Below are 14587 nucleotides of genomic sequence, written 5' to 3'. Positions count from 1 at the left end.
TTATTAGTCATCATCCTCGCGGCTCTTGGCAAGCGAGTTCTGTACTCTGTTGTAAAGTTCCTGAGCAGCATTGTAGCCCATCATCTTCTGTCTGTGGTTAACTGCCGCAGATTCACAGATAATCGCAAGGTTTCTACCCGGACGGATAGGAATCCTGTGACATACTATTTTGTTTCCAAGATACTCTGTATATTCTTCCTCAAGACCAAGTCTGTCATATTCCTTGTCTTTATCCCACTCTTCAAGTTTGATTGCAAGATCAATATTCTGAGTATCACGTACACTCGAAACACCAAACAAAGTCTTAACATCGACAATACCAATACCACGCAGTTCGATGAAGTGTCTGGTAATATCGGGAGCTGTACCGATAAGTGTTACATCACTTACCTTCCTGATCTCTACTACATCATCAGATACAAGTCTGTGTCCTCTCTTGATTAATTCAAGAGCAGCTTCTGACTTACCAATTCCGCTTTCACCGGTAATAAGAACTCCGACACCATAAACATCCACCAATACACCATGAATAGAAATGCAGGGTGCAAGCTCAACATTCAACCATCTGATTATCTCTGCCATAAATGATGATGTGGGCTTCTTGGTTACCATGATCGGAACCTTTTCCTCAATCGCAATTTTTACAAATACGGGATCCGGTATAAGATTTCTGCAGAAAACAACACATGGAATATCAAAAGAAAGGAACTCCCTATAAACACGTTCCTTCTCTTCAATCGGTATGGATTCCATGTAAGTATATTCAACGAATCCAATGATCTGAAGTCTTGTTGCTTCAAAATGTTCAAAATAACCCGCCAGCTGAAGTGCCGGTCTGTTTATATCAGGTTGATGGATCCTTATCCTGGAAATGTCCAATTCAGGTGTAAGATTTTCCAGCTCCATCTTTTTAATAACTGTTTTTAGCTTTACCGTTGACATTCGATACCTCCCTCTAACTTACCACAGTTTAGCACAAACACTGGGCTTTTACAATTCAGCGGAATGAAAGAATTCATAGATCTGCCTTGCCTGATTCTCAGGAATTTCAGGTACTTGTTTTAGAGTTTCCACATCTGCATTTCGAATATCCTCAATGGATTTAAAATGTCTCATCAAAGCTTTTCTTCTTGCAGGACCAACTCCCGGTATCTCATCAAGTGAGCTCTTTACCTGCGCTTTGCTTCTAAGAGATCTGTGGTATTCTATTGCAAATCTGTGAGCCTCATCCTGAATTCTTGTTATCAGCTTAAAGCCTTCTGATCTTCTGTCGATTGGCAGTTCTTCATTATTAAAATACAGGCCTCTTGTCCTATGGTTGTCATCCTTAACCATACCGCATACCGGAATGTTTATACCAAGCTCCTCCAGCACCTGCAGACAAATATTCACCTGACCTCGTCCACCATCCATGAGAATCAGATCCGGGAACTTCGTAAAACTTCCATATCTTGCATCTATTTCCCTGACTTCAAGCTCGTGTCTTTCCTCAAGACCATGCATCAGTCTCCTCGTCAGCACTTCTTTCATACATGCATAGTCATCAGGTCCTGACACGGATTTAATCCTGAACTTTCTGTAGTCACTTCGTTTCGGTTTACCTTTTTCATAGACTACCATGGAACCTACATTTGCAAAGCCACTGATATTTGAAATATCATATGCTTCCATTCTTGAAAGTCCTGTAATACCCAGGAGCTTTTCTATTTCCTTGACCGCTCCTATTGTCCTTCCTTCTTCACGCTTTAGCCTCTCCTTATCCTTGCTTAGAACAAGAGCGGCATTTTGGGCGGCAAGCTCCATCAGTTTTTCTTTCTGGCCTCTCTCCGGAACCTTTAGATATACGCGGCTGCCCTTTCGCTGAGTGAGCCACTTTTCAATAATGTCCATATCCTCAATCTGTTCCGGAAGCATAAGTTCTCTTGGTATAAAAGGAGTTCCGGCATAGAACTGCTTTACAAAATTCAGCAATATCTCCTCCTGGGGATTTTCAGATACATGTGTCATATAAAAATGTTCTCTGCCGATAAGTCGTCCGTCTCTTACAAAGAAAACCTGCACAACTGCATCGTTTTCATCTGAAGCAATTGCAAGAATATCCTTATCCTCCATTGCCTGATCAGTCATCTTCTGCTTTTGTGCAACCTGTCTTACACTTGAAAGAAGATCTCTGTAGGTGGCAGCTCTCTCAAAATTCAGTTCTTCAGATGCTTCTTCCATCTTATCAGTGAGGTCTTTTATTATCGGAGCATAATTTCCCTCAAGGAAATCCAATGCTCCCTGTATTCTCTTGGCATACTCCTCTTTTGAAATTCTCCCATCGCATGGAGCAGAGCATCTGTTCATATGAAAATTCAGACATGGTCTGTCTACCCCGATGTCCCTTGGTAAAACTCTGTTACAGGTTCTGAGTCCATAAATCTTATTTATGAGCTCTATTGTGTCTTTTACTGCAGCTGCACTTGTAAAAGGACCAAAATACTTGGACTTATCCTTTTTCATAAGTCTTGAAAACAGTATTCTTGGAAACTCCTCTGAAACCGTTACCTTAATGTAAGGGTAAGTCTTGTCATCCTTAAGCATAGTATTATAGCGCGGGCTGTTTTCCTTAATAAGGTTATTCTCAAGGACCAGCGCTTCAAGCTCTGAATCAGTTACAATATATTCAAAGCGCGCTATCTGTTGTACCATTCGATCTATCTGAGGTCCTCTTCCTACTATTTTTCGAAAATAAGACCTCACACGATTGTGCAGGTTTACAGCCTTCCCGACATACATTATGGTGTCATTTTCATCTCTCATAATGTAAACACCGGGCTGATTAGGTAATTTTTTTAATTCTTCCTGAACGTCAAATTTTTCTTCCATACTCTTTATAATATCAGAAAGGCTGCCGCAGCGCGGCAGCCCACAAAACTTTTAATTATTTTTACTATCAAAGTTATCAGGAACATGTGAGAAACGTCCGCCTGAAGGCTGTTCCTTATCATCATTCTCTGATACGACATTCTGACTGTTTCCGGTAGTAATTGTCTGTCCGCCGTCATCATTCACTTCAGCTTCAAAAATACTACCTACTGTTCTTTGCTGCATCATGTTTTCAAAAGGAGCATTTACCTGATTGTTATAGCTTTGCGGATTAGCATAACTCTGCTGTCCGTACTGAGCATTATCAGGTGTTGTCTGATTCTCCGCAGGAAATGAAATAGTCTCTTCCTTTGGTTTTTTCTCCTTAATTGGAACATTTTCACCTACTGCTGCAGATTCAGGTCTTGTAGCATATATTCTACCGTGCTTTGAAGCCTCTATCTCCTCTTCAGTAGGTTCCGGAATATTCTCAACCTCACGATAGATAGTCATGAATTCCTTACCGGTAATAGTTTCCTTTTCGATAAGGAACTGAGCAATCTTATCCATTGTGTCGATATGATCTCGGATTATCTGCTTAGCCTTCTCGTAACAATCAGCAAGAAGCTTCTTTACTTCCTCATCTACTAGATACTCGGTCTGAGGACTGCAGTTGAGCACTCTGTTTCCGTCCAGATATCTGTTCTGAATGGATTCAAGCTGCATAAGTCCGAATTTATCACTCATACCAAACATTGTGATCATGCTTCTTGCCATTGATGTTGCTTTTTCTATATCATTCTCAGCACCGGTTGTTACTGTATTAAAGATAACCTCCTCAGCAGCACGACCTCCGAGAGATACGATAATGTCATCAACAAGCTCGTCTTTTGTCTGAAGATATTTTTCATCTTCAGGTACCTGCATAACATATCCAAGTGCTCCCATGGTTCTGGGTACTATGGTTATTTTCTGTACAGGCTCTGTATTCTTCTGAACAGCACTGATAAGAGCATGTCCAACCTCGTGATAAGAAACTATCTTTCTCTCTTCTTTACTGAGGATTCTGTCCTTCTTTTCTTTTCCGACAAGAACCTGCTCAACAGCTTCCATAAGATCCTGCTGGCAAACATATTCTCTGTGTGCCTTAACCGCATTTATCGCAGCTTCGTTTATCATATTAGCAAGATCAGAACCTACTGCACCGCTTGTAGCAAGGGCTATTGCCTTAAGATCTACAGTCTCATCCATTTTGACATCTTTTGAATGAACCTTAAGTATTTCCTCACGTCCCTTGAGATCCGGCTTATCAACAATAACTCTTCTGTCAAAACGTCCGGGTCTGAGAAGTGCCTTATCAAGTATTTCAGGTCTGTTTGTAGCTCCAAGAACAAGTACACCCTTAGATGAATCAAAACCATCCATCTCTGAAAGCAGCTGGTTCAGAGTCTGCTCACGCTCTTCATTTCCACCGCCATACTTGCTGTCACGGCTTCTTCCGATAGCATCTATCTCATCAATGAAAATAATACAAGGAGCATTCTTGCTGGCTTCTGCAAAAAGTTCACGAACACGGCTTGCACCGACACCTACATAAAGCTCAATAAAGTCTGAACCCGCAAGAGAATAGAAAGGAACATGCGCCTCTCCGGCTACTGCTTTTGCAAGAAGTGTCTTACCTGTTCCGGGAGGTCCCACAAGCAGTGCACCCTTTGGAAGCTTTGCACCGATTTTCACATATCTTCCGGGATTGTGAAGGAAATCAACAACCTCAACAAGGGATTCTTTTGCTTCATCTTCTCCGGCAACATCCTTAAATGTAACCCCTGTCTCTCTCTGCATGTAAACCTTTGCATTGTTTTTACCGATACCAAGGGGGCCACCGCCTTTAGACATACGTCTGAATACGAATGACAGGATGAGCCACATCAGCAGTATTGGAAGAACATAATATACTGCAAATGAAATAATAGCGCTGGAGGAATCAGGTACTTCACTGCTTACCGGTATGCCTGCATCCAAAAGTCTCTTTGTAAGAGTGGAATCATCCTCCGCTTTTCCTGTGTAATAATTCATTACGGTAGTAGATCCGTAAAAAGGATTGTATTTAAGTTGATCAGAACTTACTTTGGGGATAATTGCTATCCTGTCATCCTCTATTACTACGCTCTCAACTTTCTTTTCAGCGATCATCTGAATAAATTCAGAATATGTAATCTCCTTGTTACTGGTAGAAGTTACTGCTCGCATGAAATATGTCATAAAGAGTACTGTAACCAGAGCAGCGACAACCAAAAGCAATATATTTTGCTTCTTGGGACCGTTATCTCCTCCTCCGGATCCATTATTGTTGTTATAATTGTTATCCATTGCTTACCTCTTAAATATTGTATTTCGTTCTATTATAAGTATAACAAAATCATAAATCAATTGTGCACATGTGAAATTGAGGACACAATTATTAAATTTTTATAAACTTAAAACGCATTGTTTACTTCAGATAAATCTGAAATTCATAGCTTCAATGAACTCTTCACTAAAAGAATCCGTCTCAGCAAGAACTAAGTCTTTTGACTTTTCTGCTATATCCTTAATGATCAATTCTGTACTGCTCTGTAAATCCCGGACATCTTTATCAGGACTATTTATATCTTTTCCATCAGGATGTACCGTAGTTTCTATAAGCTTTTCGCAGCCCAAAAGTGAAGTATTTCCTACGCAATCTATTACCCCTCCTCTTAAAAATTCTTCCGGGAACATATTAAGATATCTTATTTTTTCTGTATCAAGATGCTCTGAAAAGCCTCCTGCCAGAAATACCTTATCTATTTCACCGGCTCTACAGCCATGAGCTTTAAGCAGGCTGTCTATCCCACTCCTTATAGCGGCCTTTGCCAGCTGTACTGCACGAATATCTTTTTGAGAAAAAACAATCTCTTTTCCATCAGCTGATGAATATAATCTTATTCCATCATCAAACAGACCATCTATAAGAAGTCCTGTCTCATCTATGAGTCTTGTTCTGCAAAGCTCTGAAACCAGTTCGAGTACTCCACTTCCGCAAATTCCTCTGGGTTCTTCATTTTTTATAGTCGTAATATCTGCTTCATATCGTTTTCCATCAGTTTTGTCTAAAGTAACATGCTCAATTGCCCCGGGTACCCCAGCCATTCCACAGGAAATTCCTCCACCTTCAAATACTGGTCCTGCTGCGGTAGAACATACACTTATATTCTCTGAATCAGCGACTGCCATCTCTCCATTTGTTCCAAGATCGATCAGCATGTACTTCTTATTTGCAGGAATTTTATCAAATGAAAGAGAATACATTCCCGACACTATATCAGCTCCAACAAATGCAGATATTCCGGGCATTATCACAACATTTATGTTTTCACTGTCACAAAAGTCACCAAGTAGTCCGCTTCTTATCTTTTCAGGCATCTGAGATAATTTTGTTACAGGGTAACTGAGTCTTACCGGTTTATAAGGCGATTTTCCAAGCCCCTCACAGCTATCTCCCATAAGGATATGAAGCATTGTTGTATTTCCAGCTATGACTATAGTTTTAAGCACAAAATCCTTCTTATCATATCTGTCTTCATAAGCTTGTTTGTCTGAGATAAAAATTCCAAGAAGCTCTGTGATAACCTTCCTTAGATCATTTATGACAAGTTCCTGCAGCTGTTTGGCTTTCCCACTGCAATCTGCCTGGATACGACTGATGACATCTGCACCATAAACAGCCTGGCTATTCATGGTACTTGTTTTTTTTACGGTATTACCTTTATTTAATAAAGATGCTGCTATCGTGGTTGTACCAATATCAATCGAGATACTGTAAAAATCATTTCCGCAAATATTATTTTCTTCTATATCAGAGACATTCGCTCCCTTCCCGTATAGGCTTTCATTTCCTGTCTTGCTTTTCCTATCTGATAAGTAATCGCTGTCTTTGACTGATATATTTTCACTGTCAGAAATAAAATAGTCTCCCAAGCTCTCCAGCACTGCATCATGCTTTATCAACGCTCTGCATGATAATCTATAACCATTATTAAGCTCTTCCTCCGATAGAAATTTCCTGTCTGCTACCGTGACCGCTGATGCACCGCTTTTAAATCTGACAACACATTTTCCGCATCTGCCCATCCCTCCACAGGGCATGTTACGTACTATTCCTTCCCTTATGAGTAACTCAGAAAGAAGGGTCCCCTCATTTATTACATAGCTTTGTCCTTTATAAACTAATTCACATTTCTTCTTCAAATAGGCTCACCGATCTAAAAATGATTTCTTTTCTCATACTCCATAGAATATTGAATTTGTTCAGGAATTCGAAATTCATATTGGACAGGTCCTCGCAAAGCGAGGGGCATGTCCTGTAAAGACAGGATTCTTTAACGCTTTTTCCTTATTGCGTTCAAGAAGTCATGCAATACACCTACTATTATACTATAAAACGAGAATACAAATATGCTATTTCACTAATAAGTATTATTTATCTGTTATTTTATCGTTTTAGATTGTTTTTGTTCGCATCTCGTTGTGACTTGTATTTCAATAATTACAAAAAATGGCAATTTACTATATATTTGATATTATTTTTCAAAATTACCCTGTCAATTGTGTTATAATTTTTTCAGTGTCTGACAATGATCTGACAATAATACATAATAACAAATATGTGAAATTAAGGAGGGTATGTAAATATGGGAATTTTAAAGGCTGGAATCGGTGCTGCTTCAAGCGTTCTTTCTGATTCCTGGAGAGATTATTTCTACTGCGATGCAATGCCAAGTGACACTCTTGCTATTAAAGCTGCAAAACGCACAGGTAAGGGAAGTTCAAATACAAAAGGTAACGATAATATCATTTCCAACGGTTCAATTATTGCAGTTGCTGATGGTCAGTGCATGATCATTGTGGATCAGGGAAAGGTTACTGAAGTTTGCGCAGAACCCGGTGAGTTCGTATATGACGTAAGTACAGAGCCCTCTCTTTTCTACGGTAGCCTCTCTGACAATATCAAAGAGACATTCAAAAAAATAGGTAAGCGTATCAGCTTCGGCGGTGATGCTGCTAATGACCAGCGCGTTTACTATATAAATACTAAGGACATCATTGGAAATAAGTATGGAACAGCTAATCCGGTTCCTTTCCGCGTAATTGACAGAAACATCGGTCTTGATGTAGATATCTCAATTCGTTGCCATGGTGAATATAGCTACAAAATTGTAGATCCTATTCTTTTCTACACAAATCTTTGCGGCAATTTCCAGGGCGAATACAAGAGAGAAACCATCGAGTCTCAGCTTAAGAGTGAGCTTCTTACAGCTCTTCAGCCTGCTTTTGCAAAGATTTCCGAAACAGGTGTCAGATATAGTGCCCTTCCGGGTCATACAACTGAAATCGCCGATGCATTAAATGAAGTCCTTTCATCAAAATGGGGCGGCACCTATGGCATCGTTATTTCAACCTTTGGTATAAACTCTGTTAATGCTTCTGAAGAAGATGAAAAGATGATAAAAGAGCTTCAGAAGAATGCTGTTCTCACAAATCCTAACATGGCAGCCGCTACCCTTGTAGGTGCTCAGGCACAGGCTATGCAGGATGCTGCAAAAAATACAGCAACAGGTCCTATGATGGCATTTGCAGGAATGAATATGGCTCAGCAGGCAGGTGGAGCAAACGCTTCAAATCTCTTTGCCATGGGTCAGCAGGCACAGCCTGTTCCTCAGCCTCAGCCCCAGATGCAGCCTCAGAGTCAGGCAGGATGGACATGCTCCTGCGGTACTGTAAATAATGGCAATTTCTGTTCCAATTGTGGTAAGCCGAAACCGAGTGCTGATTGGACATGTTCTTGCGGTACCGTTAACAGTGGTAAATTCTGCTCTAACTGCGGAACACCAAGACCACAATAATTTTATATAGGAAAAGTCTATGGGATTAACCGAATATGAATGCCCCGCCTGTGGCGGGGTGATGAATTTTAATGCTAAAAACCAAATGTTATCCTGCCCCTACTGTGACACACAGATAAAGGTAGGCGATTATGTTGCTCCAAGACAGGCAGAACAGGATAAAGATGCAAAAGCTGACAGTAACGAATGGCTTTCAGAAGGTACAGAATGGAAGCCCGGAGAAACTGATGGCATGGTAGTCTATTCCTGCCAATCCTGTGGTGGTGAAATTGTTGCTTCAGAAAATGAAGGTTCACTTACCTGCCCTTTCTGCAGTAATAATGTTGTTGTCAAAGAAAAGTTTGCCGGTGATTTGCGTCCTGATTACGTCATTCCATTTAAGAAAAACAAGCAGGATGCTATGGATGCATATGCAGGATATGTAAAAGGAAAACTACTTCTGCCAAAGGTATTCTTTGCCCAGAATCATATAGACAAAATTCGTGGAATCTATATTCCTTACTGGCTGTATGATGCAAAGATAAATGCAAACTACAATTTCCATGCAACAAAGGTAAGAACCTGGAGCGACAGTGACTATAACTACACAGAAACAAGTCACTTTGATGTAGTTCGTGAAGGAAATGAAGAATTTTCTCATGTTCCTCATGATGCATCAAAAGAAATGCCTGACGATCTGATGGAATCAATAGAACCCTTCAGTTTTGGTGAAGCAGTTCCTTTTAACAGTGGTTATCTTGCAGGTTTTCTTGCAAACCGTTATGACGTAAATGCAAAGGATACCCAAAAACATATTCTGGATAGAATGAAGCATACCGTAGAGGAAGACATTAAAAATTCTGTAACCGGTTATTCTTCTGTAAATATTTCATCAAAAGACCAGAAGATAAGCTCTTTAACGCATAAATATGCTCTCTATCCGGTTTGGCTTCTTAATACCAGCTGGAACGGAAATAATTATCTGTTTGCCATGAATGGGCAAAGCGGCAAGTTTGTAGGTAATCTTCCTGTGGATAAAGGCAAAGCAGTCCTTCTTTACATTTTATCAAGTCTGGGATTCACAGCTCTTGCCTGTCTTATTTGCCTCATCATTATTTCTTTTTGATATTAGTAGCCCGGAAGGATAAGTATATGAAATGCAAAAAAATTCTAAATAATCTAATGCCTCTGCTTATCTGCATGATCCTGACATTGCCTTTATTGTCTTCTTTTCAGGTAAAGGCTGACGGTAGCGGAATGGTGGATCCTGTTTATTGCCAGGATGGAACACTTTTCCCAGTAATAGATGCTGCGGATCTTATGACAGATGATGAAGAGAACGAGCTTGCACAGCATATTTATCAGGTTGAGGATAAATATGAATCGGCTATAGTAATAGTTACTATAGATGATCTGGGTTCAAGAAATGTTGAGGAATATGGCGATGATTTTTATGACTATAATGGATATGGTTATAATGGAACAAATAACGGAATATTATTCCTGATCGACATATCCACAAGACAATGGCATATCACCACAACCGGTACAGCCATTAACATATTCACGGATTCAGCCCAGGAAGATCTGATTGATGCCTGCAAAAGTAGCCTGTCTGCAGGATACTATTATCAGGCCTTTGATCAGTTTGTATCCGCTTGCGATGAAAGACAGCAGGATGTAATTGACAGTAAAACCTTTACTACCGGAAAATTTCTTATATGTCTGATCGTAGGTTTAGTACTTGGATTAATTGTACTACTTATGTTTATTGGTCAGTTAAAAACTGTTCATTGGGAAGCAGGTGCATCCAACTATTCTCAAAAGGGACTTTCTCTTTCCCGTAAACAGGATCGCTTCATTAGAACAACAGTTACAAAAACAGCAAGACCAAAAGAAAGCTCCGGCTCTTCAACCCATTCCGGTTCTTCAGGAACTTCACATGGTGGAAGCAGCGGCTCATTTTAAAATAACCTGACATAAAATAATAAGTTCACTTGCACAGATAAAACCTTACCGTTCCAAAGCGGTAAGGTTTTTATATTTTTAGAGCACTTACCAAGGCTTTTCACGAGCCTGATCCTGGCTTGTTATACAAAATTTACAAACATCACTCTTTTTTTATAAAATGCCTTAATATTTATTGATATACTAGAGAATAGGAGAAAAAGATGCGTTTACGTGATTATTTTCATTTAAATGTGTGGTTACTGCCTATTCTTGTAATACTTGTTCCAATTATGCTCATGGTATTTGGCAGTTCCTACTTAACTACACCAAATACATATTATTTGACTGTTCTTGAAGATGGATGGTCTGTTCAGTATGACAAAATCAGTCTGTCTGATACTAAACTATCTGAGATCAATCTTGGGCCTTCTCGAAAAGGTGACAGCATTATTTTCAGTAATACCATACCCACCGAGCATGTGCCTTCAGCCTGCTTAATGTTCAAAAGTGTTCTTGCAGTGGTAACAGTTTCCATAGATAGCGAAGTTATTTATACCTATGGTAATGAATATCTGGAATCCGGGAAAATGATCCCAAAGCATTACAATTTTATTCCGCTTAACAAACTTGATAATCCTGAAGGAAAAACTTTTACTATAAAGCTTGTTTCTTCTGAAAATAATGCATTTTCAGGTATACCATCTGTTCGATATGGGAACAGGTATGATCTTGAGCAGGAATTCATGCAGGGAAAACGTCTGCCTTTGTTCGTCGGATGCTTCTTGTGCATGTTCGCTTTTATACTTCTTACATTATCATCATATCTTTACATGTACCATAGTCATGACCTGTCTCTGTTTTTTAGTTCTTTAATATCATTTGTACTTGGTGCCTATAATCTGGCATTTAATGATATTTTTTGCTTTTTATCTGATGCTGAATCCTTTTTTACTTTTCTTGAGTATATAACCTTATACCTTGTTCCTTTTGCAATTATAGCTTTTCTGATATCATCTCACCCTGAACTCAATTCTAGAATTAATACAATTATCATTATTATCAATATCCTCTTTCCATTAATTGCACTGATCCTTCATTTCACAGATATTATTCATGTTAATATTTTCATTCCTGTTCTTCATATTATTGCTATAGCAGAAGCAATATATGAACTTCCACAGCTCGTACTCAATATTTGGAAGGAACACAAAGACAAAATTAACACACCTGAATATACAGGAATAACATCCGACAGTCTTCTTGTAATTGGCCTTGCCTTTTTCATAGTCTGCTCAGTAATCGATATAATAAAATACAATATTTTAAAGCTTTTCTTTGGTGGCGCAGAAGCTTATGCTGATATCAATTTCATGACAATTGGTGCTCTATGCTTTGTTCTTACCTTGTTCCTATCCTACTTTTATCATGGAATAGAGCATATGAACGCGGTTTACATGAAAGATCATCTTGAAGGACTTGCTTATACTGACTCACTTACAGGCCTTATGAACAGAGCAAAATGTATGCAATACATGGCTTCAGTTCATGGAAAATTTGCAATTATTAGTATCGATATGGATAATCTTAAAACCGTAAATGACAGTCTCGGGCATCAGGAAGGTGACCGCATGATTAGATCATTTGCGGACATAATGAAGCAGTCCTTTGTCGGATCTTCTTTGATTGGAAGAACAGGCGGCGATGAATTTCTTGTTGCAATTGAAAATCCCGATAAAGATATTTGTGAAAAAATGATTGCTGACTTAAAAACCCGCATGCAGATTTTTAATAAAAATGAGAAAAATATCAATCTGTCAGCATCCTGCGGCTATGCCTACAGCTATGAAGCTGACGAAAATGATGCAAGCAGTGTTTTTGTTCTTGCAGACAACCGGATGTACAAAGAAAAAGAAACCCATCATCAGGCTAAATTGGACAGATTCGTGAATGATATATTTGGTGGTTCTGAATCAGATGAAAGGAGACAATAAGTTATGAAGAAACGCATAATATTCCTTATTATCTCCATATTAACTTTTATAGTGATAATAACAATATGTCATTTCCTGTTTCTTCCAAAACTGACCAGTCCTGTTATAACTCTGGATAAAAACTGGAATATTCAATATAACGATTTTACTTTGGATAATGTATCTATAAAGGATTTGGATAGAAGTCTGCCTTCTTCTTCTTCAAAAGGCGATATTCTAAGATTATCAACCACGCTGCAAAATAGCTCTGATTATTCATTTCCGACACTCATGTTTCTTTCGAGATACTCTGCAGTGGAAGTTTACATCGACAACAAGCTTGTTTTATCAAAATTCACTGACAAACTTGCTCAGGATAAATATATCGGTTGTTTCTATAATATTGTAACTGTACCATCCAGTGAGAACACTCAGCAGTTGGATATTATTTTATTCAGCTCCGAAAACAGTGCCTACAGATATTTTATTTCACCTACTTATGGGGAATACCATGATGTTATCAGATCCTATATTTTCAAGCACATATTTCCTTTGTCCAGCGCCATTTTCCTGATCATATTCGGTATAGCATTTTTAATTATCACTTTAAGCTTTTACAAAACTCTGCCTACAATTCTTTCGCAGCTCTTTTCTTCTTTGCTTTTCATTAATGTTGGCATTTGGATGCTATGCTATTTCAGACTTCTCGACTTTTTTATCAATACACATGGAATCACCACAGAGATAGAATATCTATCTCTATATATAACGGTTCCTCTTACCTATATAATAATCGGTTGCATTCAGGATCATTACAAAGACTGGATTTTCCTTGTTGTAGCTTCTACAAGTTCAATAATATGTATATTTTTGATTGTTCTTCATTTTTCGGACATTGCAAGAATGAATAGAACTTTAAGATATTTCCAGTGCATTTCGCTAATGTGCTCCATTTTCCTTATAGTGGTCATAGCAAAAGACATTAAGCAGAAAAAGATTTCACCTTCCGAAACCATAGAGCTTATAGGACTTAGCTTTTTTTCTCTTTCATATATATTAAACTTTGTGGCATTCACATTTGAGATTTTTCATATTTTCCCGGAATCAATTCTGACTGTAAGATTAATTCCTATGGGCGGTCTTATTTTCGTTTTTGCAAATCTTATTAACTATTTTATTTATATCTCTGAGTCATTTGCCATGAGAAAAGAGTATGCCTCTCTTACGCATCTGGCCTATGCTGATGGTCTTACTGACCTTCCCAACAGATCAAGATATGATAAATACACTGCAGATCTTGATAAGGGAACAGCTGAATATTGCATCATAAGTCTTGATCTTAATGGTTTAAAGGAAATCAATGATAATGACGGACACGCTGCTGGTGACAAATATCTTCAGGAATTCTCATCTGTACTAAAACAGTGCTTTAATGAAAAATGTTTTATAGCCAGAATTGGCGGTGATGAATTTGTTGCAATATTAAAAGAACCTTATTTTTCAGATATCGATTCAATCCTTACAAGACTTAAAGATGCTCTGGAAATAAAAAACATTCTTTATCCGGGATATAGAAGAAGTGTTGCCTGCGGTTATGCTTTTAGCACAGAAGTTAATCCAAAGGACTCCCACAGCGTATATCTTCTCGCTGATAAAAGAATGTATGAAAATAAAAAGATAATGCATGAAAGACTTGGTATTGCAGCCAGAATATAAATAGTTAACACGAGACAGATGAACATGTAATATGTCATCCTGTCTCGTGCTTTTGTCTACAAGAAGTCATGACTTTTTGTGGGCAAAAGCGGAAATCGCCCGCAAAAATCCTGCCTTCGGCAGGACACGCCCCTCGCTTCGCGAGGACCTGGTCCAATACGATTCCCGTTTTTCTGAGGAAAAACAGGAATCTATAGATTC

Annotated in this window: 9 protein-coding genes; 5 read left to right on the top strand and 4 right to left on the bottom strand. The window is 38.7% G+C overall.

The window, feature by feature from the left end; genetic code table 11:
* Nucleotides 1-3: 3 nt before the first annotated feature.
* The 4 genes from hprK to T501_RS07315 form a co-directional block, all read right to left on the bottom strand.
* Nucleotides 4-942, bottom strand: coding sequence for an HPr(Ser) kinase/phosphatase (gene hprK, locus T501_RS07330; protein ID WP_026508986.1), 939 nt, complete (start codon nucleotides 940-942; stop codon nucleotides 4-6).
* Between the two features lie 48 nt (nucleotides 943-990).
* Entirely contained in the window at nucleotides 991-2868 is a 1878-nt protein-coding gene (gene uvrC / locus T501_RS07325) for an excinuclease ABC subunit UvrC (protein ID WP_026508987.1), read from the bottom strand.
* A 51-nt stretch (nucleotides 2869-2919) separates the two neighbouring features.
* Entirely contained in the window at nucleotides 2920-5217 is a 2298-nt protein-coding gene (gene ftsH, locus T501_RS07320) for an ATP-dependent zinc metalloprotease FtsH (RefSeq protein WP_044914075.1), read from the bottom strand.
* Nucleotides 5218-5343: 126 nt separating this feature from the next.
* Entirely contained in the window at nucleotides 5344-7116 is a 1773-nt protein-coding gene (locus T501_RS07315; protein WP_081843075.1) for an ASKHA domain-containing protein, read from the bottom strand.
* A gap of 443 nt (nucleotides 7117-7559) precedes the next feature.
* On the opposite strand from T501_RS07315, the gene T501_RS07310 reads away from it, so the two are divergent.
* From T501_RS07310 to T501_RS07290, 5 genes are all read left to right on the top strand, one after another.
* Nucleotides 7560-8771 (top strand): SPFH domain-containing protein, encoded by a 1212-nt coding sequence (locus tag T501_RS07310; protein ID WP_044914073.1) that lies wholly within the window; start codon nucleotides 7560-7562, stop codon nucleotides 8769-8771.
* A gap of 19 nt (nucleotides 8772-8790) precedes the next feature.
* Nucleotides 8791-9876 (top strand): TFIIB-type zinc ribbon-containing protein, encoded by a 1086-nt coding sequence (locus tag T501_RS07305; RefSeq protein WP_044914072.1) that lies wholly within the window; start codon nucleotides 8791-8793, stop codon nucleotides 9874-9876.
* 26 nt (nucleotides 9877-9902) lie between these two features.
* Nucleotides 9903-10718 carry a TPM domain-containing protein gene (locus T501_RS07300; RefSeq protein WP_026508992.1) on the top strand — a complete coding sequence of 272 codons (816 nt, stop codon included), beginning with the start codon at nucleotides 9903-9905 and terminating at the stop codon, nucleotides 10716-10718.
* A gap of 203 nt (nucleotides 10719-10921) precedes the next feature.
* Nucleotides 10922-12691, top strand: a complete 1770-nt coding sequence (locus T501_RS07295; RefSeq protein WP_044914071.1) for a GGDEF domain-containing protein — start codon at nucleotides 10922-10924, stop codon at nucleotides 12689-12691.
* A 3-nt stretch (nucleotides 12692-12694) separates the two neighbouring features.
* Nucleotides 12695-14386, top strand: coding sequence for a GGDEF domain-containing protein (locus tag T501_RS07290; protein ID WP_044914070.1), 1692 nt, complete (start codon nucleotides 12695-12697; stop codon nucleotides 14384-14386).
* Nucleotides 14387-14587: the final 201 nt, after the last annotated feature.

The sequence above is a fragment of the Butyrivibrio sp. WCE2006 genome (assembly GCF_000701985.1).
In the GTDB taxonomy this organism is placed as follows: Bacteria; Bacillota; Clostridia; order Lachnospirales; family Lachnospiraceae; genus Butyrivibrio.
Note: the sequence above shows the minus strand (reverse complement) of the source record. Positions and strands in the feature narration are given on the sequence as shown.